Annotated in this window: 15 protein-coding genes; 6 read left to right on the top strand and 9 right to left on the bottom strand. The window is 66.1% G+C overall.

Annotated features, from left to right (window positions below; translation table 11 throughout):
- The 4 genes from P0M04_RS12285 to P0M04_RS12270 form a co-directional block, all read right to left on the bottom strand.
- A complete protein-coding gene (locus P0M04_RS12285) occupies window positions 1-3,216 on the bottom strand; it encodes an efflux RND transporter permease subunit (RefSeq protein WP_259450746.1) in 3,216 nt (1,071 codons plus the stop codon).
- Between the two features lie 27 nt (window positions 3,217-3,243).
- Complete coding sequence (locus P0M04_RS12280) at window positions 3,244-4,455, bottom strand: efflux RND transporter periplasmic adaptor subunit (RefSeq protein WP_259450745.1); 1,212 nt, start codon at window positions 4,453-4,455, stop codon at window positions 3,244-3,246.
- Between the two features lie 139 nt (window positions 4,456-4,594).
- Entirely contained in the window at window positions 4,595-5,455 is an 861-nt protein-coding gene (locus P0M04_RS12275; protein ID WP_259450744.1) for an alpha/beta hydrolase, read from the bottom strand.
- Complete coding sequence (locus P0M04_RS12270; protein ID WP_259450743.1) at window positions 5,452-5,679, bottom strand: hypothetical protein; 228 nt, start codon at window positions 5,677-5,679, stop codon at window positions 5,452-5,454. The genes P0M04_RS12275 and P0M04_RS12270 overlap by 4 nt, the downstream gene beginning before the upstream one ends.
- Before the next feature lie 157 nt (window positions 5,680-5,836).
- Between P0M04_RS12270 and P0M04_RS12265 the strand changes: the two genes are divergently transcribed.
- The 6 genes from P0M04_RS12265 to P0M04_RS12240 all read left to right on the top strand — a co-directional run bounded on the left by P0M04_RS12265 (window position 5,837) and on the right by P0M04_RS12240 (window position 9,650).
- Complete coding sequence (locus P0M04_RS12265; protein ID WP_259450742.1) at window positions 5,837-6,787, top strand: LysR family transcriptional regulator; 951 nt, start codon at window positions 5,837-5,839, stop codon at window positions 6,785-6,787.
- 45 nt (window positions 6,788-6,832) lie between these two features.
- Window positions 6,833-7,264, top strand: a complete 432-nt coding sequence (locus P0M04_RS12260; RefSeq protein ID WP_259450741.1) for an Mpo1 family 2-hydroxy fatty acid dioxygenase — start codon at window positions 6,833-6,835, stop codon at window positions 7,262-7,264.
- Between the two features lie 16 nt (window positions 7,265-7,280).
- Window positions 7,281-7,736: an outer membrane lipoprotein gene (locus tag P0M04_RS12255; protein WP_259450740.1), complete on the top strand. Its 456-nt coding sequence runs from the start codon at window positions 7,281-7,283 to the stop codon at window positions 7,734-7,736.
- Between the two features lie 48 nt (window positions 7,737-7,784).
- The gene (locus P0M04_RS12250; protein WP_259450739.1) at window positions 7,785-8,726 is read left to right on the top strand and encodes a DMT family transporter; all 942 of its coding nucleotides are present in this window, start codon (window positions 7,785-7,787) and stop codon (window positions 8,724-8,726) included.
- Window positions 8,723-9,214, top strand: a complete 492-nt coding sequence (locus P0M04_RS12245; RefSeq protein WP_259450738.1) for a GNAT family N-acetyltransferase — start codon at window positions 8,723-8,725, stop codon at window positions 9,212-9,214. The genes P0M04_RS12250 and P0M04_RS12245 overlap by 4 nt, the downstream gene beginning before the upstream one ends.
- 244 nt (window positions 9,215-9,458) lie before the next feature.
- On the top strand, window positions 9,459-9,650 hold the full coding sequence (locus tag P0M04_RS12240) for a hypothetical protein (protein WP_259450737.1): 192 nt from the start codon (window positions 9,459-9,461) through the stop codon (window positions 9,648-9,650).
- Here the strand turns inward: P0M04_RS12240 and P0M04_RS12235 are convergent.
- Genes P0M04_RS12235 through hutG form a run of 5 tightly spaced genes read right to left on the bottom strand, consistent with a single transcriptional unit; the run spans window position 9,638 to window position 15,233 of the window.
- Entirely contained in the window at window positions 9,638-11,182 is a 1,545-nt protein-coding gene (locus P0M04_RS12235) for an ABC transporter permease/substrate-binding protein (protein ID WP_259450863.1), read from the bottom strand. The two genes, P0M04_RS12240 and P0M04_RS12235, sit on opposite strands and share 13 nt — an antisense overlap.
- 45 nt (window positions 11,183-11,227) lie before the next feature.
- Window positions 11,228-12,439 (bottom strand): imidazolonepropionase, encoded by a 1,212-nt coding sequence (hutI, locus tag P0M04_RS12230; RefSeq protein ID WP_259450736.1) that lies wholly within the window; start codon window positions 12,437-12,439, stop codon window positions 11,228-11,230.
- Window positions 12,432-13,049 carry a HutD/Ves family protein gene (locus P0M04_RS12225; RefSeq protein WP_259450735.1) on the bottom strand — a complete coding sequence of 206 codons (618 nt, stop codon included), beginning with the start codon at window positions 13,047-13,049 and terminating at the stop codon, window positions 12,432-12,434. Before P0M04_RS12225 ends, hutI begins: the two co-directional genes overlap by 8 nt.
- Before the next feature lie 25 nt (window positions 13,050-13,074).
- Window positions 13,075-14,436 carry a formimidoylglutamate deiminase gene (locus P0M04_RS12220; protein WP_259450734.1) on the bottom strand — a complete coding sequence of 454 codons (1,362 nt, stop codon included), beginning with the start codon at window positions 14,434-14,436 and terminating at the stop codon, window positions 13,075-13,077.
- The gene (gene hutG, locus P0M04_RS12215) at window positions 14,433-15,233 is read right to left on the bottom strand and encodes an N-formylglutamate deformylase (protein WP_259450733.1); all 801 of its coding nucleotides are present in this window, start codon (window positions 15,231-15,233) and stop codon (window positions 14,433-14,435) included. The genes P0M04_RS12220 and hutG overlap by 4 nt, the downstream gene beginning before the upstream one ends.
- Window positions 15,234-15,235 lie beyond the last annotated feature (2 nt).

The raw sequence follows: 15,235 nt of genomic DNA, 5'->3' as shown, positions 1-15,235 counted from the left end.
TCAGTTTCCTTCCAGTGCCGGTGCCTGGTCGCCGCCGACGGCATTCGGTGCCGTGTCGTGGGAATGGGCGTGGGCATGCTTCGGCTTCTCGAAACGCTTGGCCAGGGTGCGCAGCAGGACGTAGAACACCGGCGTCAGGAACAGGCCGAAGAACGTCACGCCCAGCATGCCGGCGAACACGGCGACGCCCATCGCGTGGCGCATCTCGGCACCGGCGCCGTGCGACAGCACCAGCGGCACCACGCCCATGATGAACGCGATCGACGTCATCAGGATCGGACGCAGACGCAGGCGGCAGGCTTCCAGCGCGGCGTCCACGATGCTGCGGCCGTGGTGTTCCAGCTCCAGCGCGAATTCCACGATCAGGATCGCGTTCTTCGACGCGAGGCCCACCAGCACGAACAGGGCGATCTGCGTGAACACGTTGTTGTCGCCGCCGGTGAGCTTGACGCCGATGAGGGCGCACAGGATCGACATCGGCACGATCAGGATCACGGCCAGCGGCAGCGTCCAGCTTTCGTACTGCGCGGCGAGCACGAGGAACACGAGCAGCACGCACAGCGGGAACACGTACAGCATGGTGTTACCGGCCAGGATGTCCTGGTACGTCAGGTCCGTCCATTCGTACGAGATCCCTTTCGGCAGCGTGGCCTTGACGATTTCTTCCATCGCGGCCTGCGCCTGGCCCGACGACACGCCAGGTGCCGGGCCGCCATTCAGCTCGGCGGCGACGTAGCCGTTGTAGCGCTGCACGCGATCCGGACCATACGTGTCCTTGACCTTCATGAGCGAGGACAGCGGGATCATCTCGCCCTTGTCGTTGCGGACCTTCAGCTGCGCGATCTGTTCGCGCTGCGAACGGAACGGCGCATCCGCCTGCACGCGCACCTGGTACGTGCGGCCGAACTGGTTGAAGTCGTTCACGTACAGCGAGCCGAGGTTGATCTGCAAGGTCTGGTTGATCTCGGCCAGCGGCACGCCCAGCTGCTTGGCTTTCACGCGGTCGACGTCGGCGAACAGCTGCGGCACGTTGATCTGGTAGCCCGAGAACACGCCCTGCAGGCGCTTGTCGGTCCACGCCTTGGCCTGGACGGCCTGCACGGCTTTATACAGCTCGTCGTAACCGACGCCGGCGCGGTCTTCGATCATCATCTTGAAGCCGCCCGTCGTACCCAGGCCGTTGACCGGCGGGGGCGACAGCACCATCACGAACGCGTCCTCGATGGCGCCCATGCGCTTGTTGATCTCGGCGGCGATCGCGTCGGCGCTCTGCTCCTTGCCTTTACGTTCGTCGAACGGTTTCAAGGTGGTGAACACGATGCCGGCGTTCGGCGCGTTGGTGAAGCCGTTGATCGACAGGCCCGGGAACGCGACCGACGATTCGACGCCCGGGATCTGCTTGGCCACGTCCGACATCTTGCGGATGACGGCGTCCGTGCGGTCCAGCGAGGCGGCGTCCGGCAGCTGCGCGAAGCCGATCAGGTAAGCCTTGTCCTGCGCCGGCACGAAGCCCGGCGGCACGGCCTTGAACATGAAGATGCCGGCGATGGCGAGCAGCACGTACACGCCCAGCGCGGCGCTCTTGCGCTTCAGGACACCCTTCACGCCGCCTTCATAGGCATGCGACGAGCGGCCGAAGAAGCGGTTGAAGCCCTTGAAGAAGCGACCGAACACGGCGTCCATCATGCGGGTCAGGCGGTCCTTCGGCGCGTGGTGCGACTGCAGCAGCGCGGCCGACAGTGCCGGGGCCAGCGTCAGCGACGAGAACGCGGAGATCACGGTCGAGATGGCGATGGTCAGCGCGAACTGGCGGTAGAACTGGCCGGTCAGGCCCGACACGAACGCGATCGGGATGAACACGGCGCACAGCACGAGGGCGATCGCGATGATCGGGCCGGAGACTTCCTTCATCGCCTGCACGGTGGCGTCATGCGGATTCAGGCCGTTCGCGATGTTGCGCTCGACGTTCTCCACGACGACGATCGCGTCGTCCACCACGATACCGATCGCCAGCACAAGGCCGAACAGCGACAGCGTGTTGATCGAGAAGCCGCAGGCGAGCATCACCGCGAACGTGCCGACGACGGACACCGGCACGGCCAGCAGCGGGATCACCGAAGCGCGCCACGTCTGCAGGAACACGATGACGACGATGGCCACCAGGATCACGGCCTCGATCAGCGTGTGGATCACGGAGTTGATCGACTCACGCACGAATTGGGTCGGGTCGTACACAATGCTGTATTCGACGCCTTCCGGGAAATCTTTCGACAGCTCCTTCATCTTGGCGCGCACGTCGGACGACAGTTGCAGCGCGTTGGCGTTCGGCGCCTGGAAGATCGGGATCGCCACGGCCGACTGGTTGTCCAGCAGCGCGCGCAGGGCGTACGAGTTCGAGCCCATTTCGAGGCGCGCGACGTCCTTCAGCAAGGTGGTTGCGCCGTCGGCATTCGTCTTGATGACGATGTTGCCGAACTCCTCGACCGACTGCAGGCGGCCCTGCGTGTTGACGGTCAGCTGGAAGTCCGCGCCTTTCGACGGGCCCTGGCCGACGACGCCGGCTGCGACCTGCACGTTCTGCTCGCGGATGGCGTTCACGACGTCGCTCGCGGTCAGGTTGCGGGCGGCGACCTTTTGCGGATCGAGCCAGACGCGCATGGCGTAGTCGCCCGAACCGAACAGCTGGACTTCGCCCATGCCGTTGATGCGCGCGAGTTCGTCCTTGACGTTCAGGGTGGCGTAGTTGCGCAGATAGAGGTCGTCATAGCGGCCGTCCGGCGAGCGCAGGTGGACCACCATCGTGATGTTGGGCGAGCTCTTGACGGTCGTGACGCCGATCTGGCGCACCTCGTCCGGCAGGCGCGGGAGCGCGCGCTGGACGCGGTTCTGCACGGCCGTCTCGGCCTGCTCCACGTTGGTGCCGATTTTAAAAGTCACCGTCAGCATCAGGGCGCCGTCGGAGGTGTTCTGCGACGTCATGTACAGCATGTTTTCGACGCCGTTGATTTCCTGCTCCAGCGGCGTCGCGACGGTTTCCGCGATGACCTTCGGGTTGGCGCCCGGGTACTGGGCGCGCACCACCACGGAGGGCGGCACGACGTCCGGGTACTCGGAGATCGGCAACTCGAAGATCGAGATGAGGCCGGCCACGAAGACCAGCACCGACAGCACGGCCGCGAAGATCGGCTTGTCGACGAAAAAGCGTGAGATGTTCATTTGTTCTTGTCCCTCGGTCTTATGGGATTACTTCGTGTCTGCCATGGCCAGCTTCGCGTCCTTGGCGGGCGCCTTGGCCGGCGCCAGCGATGCGACCATCGGCACGACCTGCGCCGTGATGGGTGCGCCCGGATGCACGCGCTGCAGGCCGTTGACGACGATCTTCTCGCCCGGTTTCAGGCCGGCGCGCACCACGCGCAGGCCGTCGACGACGGGGCCGAGCTTCACTTCGCGGTACTCGGCCTTGCCGTCCGCGCCCACGACGAACACGAACTTGTGGCTCTGGTCCGTGCCGATGGCGCGGTCCGTGATCAGCAGCGCAGGCTTGGCTTCGCCGCCGCCGATCTGCACGCGGGCAAACAAGCCGGGGGCCATGCTGCGGTCCTTGTTCTCGAACGTGGCACGCATGCGCACGGAACCGGTCTGCGAGTCGAGCTGGTTGTCGACGAATTCCAGCTTGCCCTCGTGCGGGTAGCCTTCTTCGTTGACGAGGCCCACCTTGACCGGCACCGACTGGCCGTCGTGCGCCTGCTTGGCGACGCGCAGGTAGGTCTCTTCATCGCCGTCGAAGCTGGCGTAGATGCGGTCCAGCGACACGACCGACGTCAGCACGGCCGATGCGTCGACCAGGTTGCCAAGGGTGATCTCGGCCTTCGAGACGCGGCCGTTGATCGGCGCGACGACGCGGGTGTACGACAGGTTCAGGCGGGCGGCTTCGGCCTGCGCTTCGGCGGCGCGGGCGGACGCGTCCAGTTCCTTCTGGCTCGACAGGCTCGCATCGTATTCGCGCTGCGCGATCGCCTTGTCGCCCAGCAGGCGCTCGGCGCGCGCCAGTTCCGTGCGGGCCAGGTCGGCCTTGGCGCGGGCCGATTTCGCAGCCGCGATGGCGCGCTCGGCTTCGGCCTGGTACGGACGCGGATCGATCACGAACAGCACGTCGCCCTTTTTCACTTCGGCGCCCGGCTTGAAGTTGACGGCGGTGATGTAGCCGGAGACGCGCGGACGGATCTCGACGCGCTCGATGGCTTCGAGACGGCCCGAGAATTCCTGCGTTTCGGCGACCGGCTTTTCGAGCACGGCGGCGGCGGACACGGGCGGACCTGCCTGCGCCTGGCTTTGCGCCTCGGCGGCCTTGCCGGTCGCATCCGAGCATCCAGCGATCAGGGCCGCGACGCCGGCTGCGCCCAGCGCCAGCACGACGGGTCGCACGGCCATCTGGAATTGTTGAATCGTTTTCATGGTTAGCCCTCCGGTTATTAACTAGCTTTTAATGATTGGACGAAAACGGTCCTTTCCAGGCTTTTGCAGGAAAAGACAGGTCTCCCGTGCCTCGCAGGCACGTATTTATGGTTGGTGGTGAATCTTGAGAACTACGAGGTCAACAGCTTGCCGGTTCGTCTTCCTCGTCGAGGCCGGCAATGAAGTTGGCAATCTCGCTCAACGCATGGCCCCGACAGGCACATGTGTCGCGCGCATTCGGTTCCTGCAGGCGTTGCGCCGCCTGCAAGCGTCTGACCGTCGTCGGCACGCCCGACTGGATCAGTTTGCCGCCGTAGGCTTCCGCTTCGTCGCGCAGCGGGTCGTCCTCGATCGACAGGATCAAGGCCGGCGGCAGGTTCTTCAAACGGCTCGACTGCAGCGGCGATGCATACGGATGGCTGCGGTCGGCCGCGTGCGGCAGGTAGCCCCGGTAGGCGGCGGCGCATTCGTCGAACACCTTCGCCTTGTCGGGGCAGGTCGGCATCTCGCGCATCGAGCAGGTCGACAGGCCCGGGTCCAGCATCGGCATCAACAGGATCTGGCCGGCCAGCCGCGGCGCACCCCGGTCGCGCGCCATCAGGGTACACACGGCGGCGAGGTTCGCGCCCGCCTCGATGCCCGCGACCAGCATGCGCTTGCCGGTCCAGCCGAGCTTCGTCTTGTTCTTCTTTGCCCACAGCAGCACGGCATGCGCATCTTCCGCGGCGGCCGGGAACGGCTTCACCGTCGCCAGCGTATAGGTCGACGACAGCACGACCGGATACCCGCTCGCCTCCGACAGGTGGCGCAGGAACGGATCCGCGTCTTCCAGGTCGCCGTCGACGAAGCCGCCGCCATGGAAGAACACGATCAGCACATCGCGCTTGCCGTCGACGGCAGCCTTGTACAGGCGGGCGGCCAGCGGTCCTTCCGCGCCCACGACCTGCAGGTCGCGTACCGCCAGCGTATGGCCGTCGTCGGCTTTGCGTGCAACGCTCATCGACGCCCCTCGCGATTCACCTCGTTCGATGCCACCAGCACGGCCGGGATCGCGGTCGCATCGCATTGTTCGCCCGTGGCGACGACATGGAACAGCGCATCGTATCCGCGTGCCTCGGCACCGGCCGCATGCGCGTACTCGTCGGTGAGTACCGTGCCTGCCATGGCCACTACGCCGAGTATCAGCCCGAACACTGCCGCGATTCCATCGCGATGCGCTTTCATGATCCTCTCCTTGGGTGTGTCAAATATCGAAACTATCAGCTACCGTACCGACACTATAGACTTCGACTAGAATCTAATAAATAGCTCAATTGCGAATCCATTGTTCAGATTTTTGAACAATCACGCATTCTCACCATTTACATGATGCTGATTTGACATGAACAAGCTACAAGCGATGGAAGTCTTCGTGCAGGTCGTGGACGCCGGCAGCTTCACGCGGGCGGCCGAGATGATGAACCTGCCCAAGGCGACGGTGTCGACGCTCGTGCAGGCGCTCGAGGGGGCACTGTCGGCCAAGCTGCTGCACCGGACCACGCGCCAGGTGACGGTGACGACGGACGGTGCCGCCTATTACGAACGCTGCCTGCGCATCCTGTCCGACGTGCGCGACGCCGAGGAATCGCTGTCGCGCACGCGCCTGTCGCCCAGCGGCCGGCTGCGCGTCGATGCGCCGACAGGGCTGTCGAGCGAGATCCTCGTGCCCGCCCTGCCCGACTTCTTCGAGCGCTATCCCGACATCATGCTGGAACTGGGCAGCTCCGACCGTCCCGTGGACCTGGTCGAGGAAGGCGTCGACTGCGCCGTGCGCGGCGGCGCCTTGGGCGACACGAGCCTGATCGCGCGGCGCGTGGGCGTCGTCAACTTCCTGACGGCGGCGTCGCCCGCGTACATCGCGCGCCACGGCATGCCCCAGCACCCGCGCGAACTCGAGCGCCACCGCTGCGTGAATTATTTCTCGGCCAAGACGGGCAAGATCTTCGACTGGGATTTCAACCGCGGCGACGAACGCATCGAGGTGCCCATGCGCGGCGTGATCGCGCTGAACGATTCGAACGCCTACGTGGAAGCGGGGCTGGCGGGCCTCGGCATCATCCAGATGACGGACTACCTGCTCGACAAGCACGTGGCGACCGGGCGCATGGTGCAGGTGCTCGCGGACTGGCGCAGCGATCCGCTGCCGATCCACGTCGTGTATCCGCAGAACCGCCACCTGTCCGCGAAGGTGCGCGTGTTCGTCGAATGGGTGGCCGAGCTGTTCGCCGCGAATCCCTACATGCACATGGGTGCGTTGCCCCGTGTCTCTGCGCCGGTCCCCGTTGCGGCGTAATCACGGGTGTAGAATCGAAAACACAATAACGGCCAGGAGACCACGATGTCCCGCACCATCGACGTGCTGCTCGACCAGTACAGCGACAGCCACCGCAATCCGACCAACGAGCTGATCCATATTGTGTGCGTGCCCGTGATCGTGTTCACGCTGCTGGGCATCCTGTGGAGCATCCACCCGGCCGTGGCCGTCGTCGCGGTGCTCGCGGCGCTCGTGTATTACTTCCGGCTGTCGCCGCCGTTCGCGTTCGGCATGCTGCTGATGAGTGCCGTGATGCTGGCCCTGCTGGCGCTGATGCCGCCGTTCACCGTGCTGCCGCTGTCGATCGCGATCTTCGTCGTCGCGTGGATCGGCCAATTCATCGGGCACAAGATCGAAGGCAAGAAACCGTCGTTCTTCGACGACCTGCGCTTTCTGCTGATCGGTCCGCTGTTCGTACTTGGTTTTTTGTATCGTCGCCTCCATGTTGCTTATTAATTGCTTTGGAGTGAACATGAAACGCATCGCCATCCTCGCCCTCGTCCCGCTGACCGCCCTGCTCGCGGCGTGCGCGGGTCCGTCGAATTCGGGCAGCGTCTACAGCAGCTACCAGACGATGAATGAACAAGTGGTGCGCATGGGCACCGTGGAATCCGTCCGCAACGTGACGATCGCCAATCCCGAATCCGGCGTCGGCACGATGGCCGGCGCCGCGCTGGGCGGCCTCGGCGGTTCGCAGGTCGGCGGCGGCAACGGCTCGGCCGCCGTCGGCATCCTGGGCGCCGTCGCGGGCGGCATCATCGGCAACCGCGTCGAGAACCAGGTCAACAACCGGGCCGGTTTCGAAATCACCGTCAAGCTCGACAACGGCGAACTGCGTTCCATCACGCAGGCGGCCGACGAGATGTTCAGGCCGGGCGAGCGCGTACGTTTGCTCAGCAACGGGTACACGACGCGCGTGACGCACTGACATTTACCACCGGCCACGACAGTAGAGGGATCGCGATATACTTTCGCGATGCCCTCCTACGTCCTCTTCACCATCGCGTCCCTGATCTGGGGATCGACTTTCTTCGCGATCACGCTCGAGCTGGGTGAAGTTCCGCCCGCGGTGTCGGTCGTCTACCGGTTCGCGCTCGCGTCGCTGACGCTGTTCGCGTACTGCCTGCTGCGCGGCGACAAGCTGCGGCTGCCATGGCGCGTCCAGCGCTGGACCCTGCTGCAAGGTTTTTTCACCTTCTGCGTGTCGTACGTCTGCACGTACAACGCCGAACAATATGTCGTATCGGCGCTCGTCGCCGTGCTGTTCGCGCTGATGGTGTTCTGGACGCCGATCTGCGCGCGCATCGCGTTCGGCACGCCGATCCCGCGCCGCACGTGGGGCGCCGGCGCGGCGGCCATCGCCGGTGTCACGCTGCTGTTCTGGCACGCGATCGGCACTGAACTGCGCCACTTGGGCCAGGGCGGGCAAGGCCATTTCACCCTCGGCCTGCTGCTTGGCATCGCCGCGTCGATCGCCAGCTCGGCCGGCAGCATCGTCGTGGGCAAGGTGCGCGAGGAATCGAACAACCTGGTGCTGACGACGGGCTGGTCGATGTTCTGGGGCACGTGCATGGTCGCCGTGTGGTGCCTCGCGACAGGCCAGGAATTCATCATCCCGCGCACGGCCAGCTATGTACTGGGCTTGCTGCACCTGTCCATCTTCGGCTCGGTCGTCGCCTTCATCTGCTACTTTACGCTGATCAACCGCATCGGCTCGAACAAGGCTGTGTACATCGGCGTGATCACGCCCGTGATCTCCGTGCTGCTGTCGATCAAGCTCGAACACTACCGTCCCGGCCTCACCGAATGGCTCGGTATGGCCGTCTGCCTGGGCAGTGTCGCCTGGGCCTTGCGAGCGCCCGCGGCCAAGCCGGCCGCTTCCGTCAACCTCAACGATTGCATCGAAACGACTCCATGACTCTTGATACCACCTTCGCGATCCGCCCCGCCACCCCGGCCGACGTCACCCACATCCAATCGATGATCGTCGAGCTGGCCGTGTTCGAAAAGCTCGAGCACCTCGTCGTGGCGACGGAAGAGAAATTGCACGAAGGCCTGTTCGGCCCGCATCCGGCCTGCGAAGCCATCGTCGGCGAAGCGGATGGCGAAGTCGTCACGTTCGCCCTGTTCTTCCACAATTTCTCGACGTTCCTCACCAAGCGTGGACTGTATCTGGAAGATCTGTACGTGCGGCAATCGCATCGCGGCAAGGGTTATGGCAGCCGCATGCTGAAGCACCTGGCGCGCCTGGCCGTCGAGCGCGGCTGCGGCCGCTTCGAATGGTCGGTGCTGGACTGGAATACGCCAGCAATCAATTTATACAAAGCTATGGGCGCCGAGGTCATGCCCGACTGGCGTATCTGCCGTGTCACAGGCGCGCCGCTGGAAGCGCTGGCCCAAGGCTGATTCAGGCAAGAAAAAACCCACGGGCCGCTTCGCAGACCGTGGGTGAACCCATTCGTCGATGGGGAGGGGAGACTTGAATCCAACGGCTTCAATATAGTCTCCCCATCGCGGCATTTGCAGATTCCTTACAAATGCTTACCTCGGTAACAGAAAGCGGGATTTTTGTGGGCCGGGTCCGATTGAGTGATCACAAATTCAAGAACGCGTCGAGCGGGACAATGTGGTCACTGACGAGGACATGGACATGAACACGCCGACAAAATCGCATAGCATGTCGATCACCCGATGGGTCTACCGGGCCTGGCTCCGTTCCCGGATCGACACTTATAACCGCAGCCTGCACGCCATCGCCGTCCAGCGCGAAAACGATTTTCACGCGGAACGTATCCTGCACCGCGCGATTTCCACGACCCGTTCCAAACTTCAATCGCTGTAGCGCCGCCTCGCCAGGAGACGCTCGCACAGTTCGAACGCGGCCTGGGTCAGCAAGGCCAGCAACGCGGCCGGGATCGCGCCCGCCAGCAGCATGTCGTTGTCGTTCAGCGCGAGACCTGTCGTGATGCGTTCGCCGAAGCCGCCGGCGCCGATGAAGGCGGCGATGGTCGCCGTGCCGACGCTCATCACGGCGGCCGTTTTCACGCCGGCCAGGATCGTGGGCATGGCCAGCGGCAGCTCGACCTCGACCAGCGACTGCCGCCGCGTCAGCCCCAGCGCCAGCGCCGCCGTGCGCAGGCCGGACGGCATCTGCAGCAGCCCCGTGCACGTGTTGCGCACGATGGGCAGCAACGCGTACGCGCACAGGGCGACCAGCGCAGGGACCGTGCCGATGCGGCCGAGCAGCGGGATCAGGATCGCCAGCAGCGCCAGCGATGGCACGGTCTGCAGGACGCCGGCAATCGCCAGCACGGCCTGGCGCAGGCGCGGCACGAGGGCGGCGACGATGCCCAGCGGGATGCCGGCGACACAGCCCAGCAGGACGGCCAACACGACCAGCAGCAGGTGCTGGCGGGCCAGTGCAGCGAAGCCATTGCCGAACGTTTTGGCGAAGAGACCATCTCGCACGGTAGGGTGGACGGGTTTCCCGTCCACGCGTTCAATCGCCGGTCGAACGTCACGGCAATTCGACCGTGGGTTGGACGCGTGGACGGCTGAGCCGTCTACCTTACACGCAAGCCAGTCACGTGCAATTGTCGAGAAGCTTTTCCCATCCCGCTCGGCCGCTGCATTCATCGCGATCATGTCATCCGCCTTGATCGTGCCCTGCAATTGCTCAATGGCACGCCACGCCTGCGGAAACCGCTGCGGTACGTCGAGCCGGTACAGCAGCACGGCGTCATAGCGCGGAAAATATTGCTTGTCGTCGTCCAGCACGCGCAAGCCGTACTGGCGGATCTTGGCATCCGTCGAATAGATGTCGATGGCGTCGACCTGGCGCTGCGCCAGCGCCTCATATGCGATGCCGTGGTCCAGGCCACGCGGGTGCTGCGCCAGGCCGTAGCGCCGCGCGAGGCCCGGCCAGCCGTCCGCGCGGCCGAGGAATTCATGCGACAGCCCGATTTTCATGTCCAGATGCGCCGCCAGGTCGGACAGGCGCCGCACTTCGGCATCGCCGCGCACGGCCAGCGCATAGCCGTTGGAAAAGCCCAGCGGCACGGCCACGCCCAGGCCCAGCGGACGCAGGGCCGCGCGCATCGCGTCGAGCGACGTCGGCTGCGGATTCTTGAGGATTTCCAGGTCGATCGTGCCCAGGTATTCGAGATAGACGTCGATGGCGCCCGAGCGCAGCGCACCCAGCACGATGGCCGTGTTGCCCAGGCCCTGTTTATGCTCGGCCGGCCCGGTGCGCGCCGCGGTCTGGGTGAGGATCTCGCCCAGGATGTACGACTCGGTGAAGCGCTTGGAGCCCACGCGCAGGGGTTCTTCCGCGTGGGCGGACGACAGGATGCCGGCGCAGGCGAGCACCAGCATGGCGAATCTCAGCATGCGGTTTCCGGTGGCGTTGTGGATGAGCCGTCAGGATACCTGATCGCGCCACACGCCGGCACGGACGACGCCCCGGCACGGGTTCGCACCGATTGCATACGCCAGGTCGGCCGGACGGGCGATGTCCCACAGGGCGAAGTCGGCACGCTGACCCGCTGCGAGCGTGCCGGCGTCCGTACGGCCCAGCGCGCGCGCCGCATTCACGGTCACGCCGCGCAGTGCCTCCAGCGGGGTCAGGCGCCACAGCGTGCACGCCATGTTCATTGCCAGCAGCAGCGACGTCATCGGCGACGTGCCCGGATTGCAGTCCGTGGCGACGGCCAGTGGCACGCCCGCTTCGCGCAAGAGAGCAAGCGGCGGCATGCGCGTCTCGCGCAGGAAGTAATAGGCGCCGGGCAGCAGCACGGCGACGGTGCCCGCGCGCGCCATCGCGGCCACGCCCTCTTCCGACAGCCACTCCAGGTGATCGGCCGACAGCCCGCCGTACTGTGCGACGAGTGCCGCGCCGCCCTGGTCCGACAGCTGCTCCGCATGCAGCTTCACGGGCAGCCCGAGACGCCGCGCCACGTCGAACACGCGCGCCGTCTGGTCGTGCGAGAAGCCGATGCGCTCGCAGAACGCGTCGACGGCATCCACGAGACCCTGCGCCGCCAGCGCCGGCAGCATCTCGCCGCACAGCATGTCGATGTAGTCGTCGGCGCGGCCCGCGTACTCCGGCGGCAGCGCGTGCGCGCCGAGGAAGGTCGTGTACACGTCCACGGGCAGCAGCTCGCCCACGCGGCGCGCCACGCGCAGCATCTTCGCTTCCGTCTCCAGGTCGAGGCCGTAGCCGGACTTGATCTCCAGCGTCGTCACGCCCTCCGCCAGCAGCGCGCGGATGCGCGGCAGGCTCGCCTTCAATAAATCGTCTTCGGATGCCGCGCGGGTGGCGCGCACGGTGGACATGATGCCGCCGCCGGCACGCGCGATGTCTTCGTAGGTCGCGCCGTTCAGGCGCGCTTCCCATTCGTCGCTGCGGTTGCCCGCGTAGACGACGTGCGTATGGCAGTCGACGAGGCCGGGCGTGAGCCACAGGCCGCCGCAATCGTGCGTTGACAACGCCGGGGGCGCGTCGGCACGCGGTCCGACCCACGCGATGCGCCCGGCACGCACGGCCACCGCGCCATCCTCGATGATCCCGTAGCCGTCCGCCAGCGTCGCGACGCGCGCATTCGCGTACAGGACGTCGACGGCTTCACTCATACATGCCGTCCTCGTTGTCGAGGTCGTCCTCGTCGTCGTAGTAGTGGATATCGACGATGAAGATGGCGCCCTGCTCCGCCCGCAGTTTCCACTTCGTGTCCGGGTCGAGCACGACGGCGTCGAAGCGCACGAGGTTGATGCGCTGGTCGTCGCTGCACAGTTCCAGGCTGTCGCCTTCGGCCAGGAACAGCACGGTGACGTCGGCGCGCGCGACGAACGTGGAGTCGCCGTCGAGCCGGCGGCGGCCGAAGCGGTGCCAGCAGCGGTCCGTCCGCGTCATCACGTTGAAGTCCGTGCTGGCGCCGCGGTTCAGCTTGGCCTCCACGCGTGACTCGCCATCGAACGCCGCGACCGGTTCGCCCTTCGACAGCAGCATGGGCGTGCCGTCGATGTCGAGCGTCATGCCGGGGCCGTCGACGAGCACCAGCGTGCGCTCGACGCCGGGGAACACGGAGAACGGGCCGTCGTTCGCGATGGTGGCGAGGCTCACGCGCCAGTCGAAGTCGTCGAAGCCCGCGTCGGGTGGGAACACGGCGATTTCGGTCGTGCTGCCGCCGCCGTTTTTCCAGGACACCGGTTCGAGGTTCGCATACGGAATCAACATCGTCATGGCTTGCACCCCTTCGTCGTTGGCATCAATGTGCGTGCAGTGTACGCGCTGCGGCCTTGTAGCGCTGCGCGATCGCGTCCTGTGCCTTGTGGCGGCCGCCCTGCACCACCCAGTGGCCGCCGGCCAGCACGTCGCGCACGAGGTTGTCGTTGCCGCTGAACAGGAAGCGGCCCAGCACTTCGTGCGGCGGCACGCCGTCCAGGTTCGGGTGCGCGCTGTCCAGCACGAGCAGGTCGGCGCGCCGGCCCTGGGCGAGCACGCCGAGCCGGCGTCCGGCCGCCTGCGCGCCGCCCGCCAGCGCCTGCTGCCACAGGAAGGCGCCGACGTCGCGTTCGTCGCCATGGACGGCGATATTGCGGCGCTGGTGCACGAGGCGCTGGCCGTATTCGAGCCAGCGCAGTTCTTCCACGGGACTTTGCGACACATGGCTGTCGCTGCCGATGCCGAAGCGCCCGCCGGCCGCGATATAGGGAGACAACGGGAACAGGCCGTCGCCCAGGTTCGCCTCCGTCGTCGGGCACAGGCCCGCGACGGCGCCGCTGGCCGCGATGCGGTCCCGTTCTCCGTCCGACAGATGCGTCGCGTGCACGAGGCACCAGCGCGCATCGACGTCTGTCTGCTCCATCAGGTAATCCACCGGCCGCATGCCGGTCGCCTCCAGACACTGCACCACTTCCGCCTGCTGCTCGGCGATGTGGATGTGCTGCGGCCGTCCGGGCGGCAGCGCCTGCACCAGTTCGCGCAACTGGCTTGCCGACACGGCGCGCAGCGAATGCGGCGCCGCGCCCACTTCGAGCTGCGGACTGCGCAAGGGTTCCAGCGCTTCGACGATGCGCAGCACCTGGGCGGGATCCGTGCGGAAGCGTTCCTGGTCCTCACGCAACGGCGTGTCATTGAAGCCCGCGTACGCATACATCACGGGCAGCAGGGTCACGCCGATGCCGGCTTCGTGCGCGGCCTGGGCGATGCGCTGCGCCGTCTCGGCCGGATGGCCGTAGACATGGCCGCCCGGCGCGCGCTGCACGTAATGAAATTCGCAGACGGCCGTGTAGCCGTGGCGCAGGCATTCCGCGTACAGCTGCGCGGCCACGGCTTCCATCTGCTCCGGTGTGATGCGGTTGGCCACGCGGTACATCAGGTCGCGCCAGGTCCAGAAGCTGTCAGGTCCGCTCCCCGCCCGCTCGGTCAGCCCGCCGATGGCGCGCTGGAATGCGTGCGAATGCAGGTTGATCATGCCGGGCAGGACGTAGTCCACGCGCGCCACGCCGAGCGGCGGCGACGCCTCCGGCGCGACCTTCGTCAGGTCGCCGCGCACGTCCCATTCCAGCAGCACGTCCCGCTGCCAGCCGCCGGCCAGCAGCGCGTGGCGCGCGAACAGGGCGTTCACGCGTGTCCTCCCGCCCTCGCCCAGCCGATCGCGGACTCCAGCAATTCGCGCAGCAAAGGCTGTACCTTGCCGGCGGCGTCGGGTTGATATTCGAACGGCGGCGCCTCGTCCATGTACAGGCACTGGCACATCTCGAGCTGGATCGCGTGCACGCCGGCGGCCGGATCGCCATAGAAGCGCGTGATGTGGCCGCCCTTGAAGCGGCCGTTGAAGACGAACGAAAACAGGTCCTGGGAATCCGCCACGCGCATCATCTCGCCCTGCAACTGCAGCGAGCATGAGCGGCCGTCGGCCGTGCCGAAGTTCAGGTCGGGCAGGCGGCCGTCGAAGAAGCGCGGCACGACGGATGCGATCGAATGCGCATCCCACAGCACGACCTGCCCGTGCAGCGCGAGCAGCCGGTCGAGTTCCGCGCGCAGTTGCTGGTGATACGGGCGCCAGTAGCGCTCCAGGCGGCGCTCGATCTCGTCGGTGTCCGGTTCGCGGCCGTCCTGGTACAACCGCTCGCGCGCGAACGTGTCGACGGGGCACAGGCGCGTCGTGTCCTGGCCCGGGTACAGGCTCGTGTCCTCGGGCGGACGGTTCAGGTCGATGACGTAGCGCGACCAGCGCGCGGACAACGTGGAGGCGCCAAGGCTGTCCGCGAACGCGTACAGGTCGGGCAGGTGCCAGTCCGTGTCGGCCCGCACCAGCGCGCACGACGCCATGGTCGCTGCGATGTCGTCGGGAATGTCGGTGCCCGCATGCGGTATCGACAGCAGCAGCGGCACGGAACCTGGCTTGAACCTGAAATCCATCG

The organism is Telluria mixta, assembly GCF_029223865.1.
Lineage (GTDB): Bacteria > Pseudomonadota > Gammaproteobacteria > Burkholderiales > Burkholderiaceae_D > Telluria > Telluria mixta.
Note: the sequence above shows the minus strand (reverse complement) of the source record. Positions and strands in the feature narration are given on the sequence as shown.

Coding starts and splice junctions, on each gene's coding strand:
- P0M04_RS12280 (WP_259450745.1), bottom strand. CDS start 4,455: ATGAAAACGATTCAACAATTCCAGATGGCCGTGCGACCCGTCGTGCTG.
- P0M04_RS12240 (WP_259450737.1), top strand. CDS start 9,459: ATGAACACGCCGACAAAATCGCATAGCATGTCGATCACCCGATGGGTC.
- P0M04_RS12285 (WP_259450746.1), bottom strand. CDS start 3,216: ATGAACATCTCACGCTTTTTCGTCGACAAGCCGATCTTCGCGGCCGTG.
- P0M04_RS12275 (WP_259450744.1), bottom strand. CDS start 5,455: ATGAGCGTTGCACGCAAAGCCGACGACGGCCATACGCTGGCGGTACGC.
- P0M04_RS12245 (WP_259450738.1), top strand. CDS start 8,723: ATGACTCTTGATACCACCTTCGCGATCCGCCCCGCCACCCCGGCCGAC.
- P0M04_RS12260 (WP_259450741.1), top strand. CDS start 6,833: ATGTCCCGCACCATCGACGTGCTGCTCGACCAGTACAGCGACAGCCAC.
- P0M04_RS12225 (WP_259450735.1), bottom strand. CDS start 13,049: ATGACGATGTTGATTCCGTATGCGAACCTCGAACCGGTGTCCTGGAAA.
- P0M04_RS12270 (WP_259450743.1), bottom strand. CDS start 5,679: ATGAAAGCGCATCGCGATGGAATCGCGGCAGTGTTCGGGCTGATACTC.
- P0M04_RS12235 (WP_259450863.1), bottom strand. CDS start 11,182: ATGCTGGTGCTCGCCTGCGCCGGCATCCTGTCGTCCGCCCACGCGGAA.
- hutI (WP_259450736.1), bottom strand. CDS start 12,439: ATGAGTGAAGCCGTCGACGTCCTGTACGCGAATGCGCGCGTCGCGACG.
- P0M04_RS12265 (WP_259450742.1), top strand. CDS start 5,837: ATGAACAAGCTACAAGCGATGGAAGTCTTCGTGCAGGTCGTGGACGCC.
- P0M04_RS12255 (WP_259450740.1), top strand. CDS start 7,281: ATGAAACGCATCGCCATCCTCGCCCTCGTCCCGCTGACCGCCCTGCTC.
- P0M04_RS12250 (WP_259450739.1), top strand. CDS start 7,785: ATGCCCTCCTACGTCCTCTTCACCATCGCGTCCCTGATCTGGGGATCG.
- hutG (WP_259450733.1), bottom strand. CDS start 15,233: ATGGATTTCAGGTTCAAGCCAGGTTCCGTGCCGCTGCTGCTGTCGATA.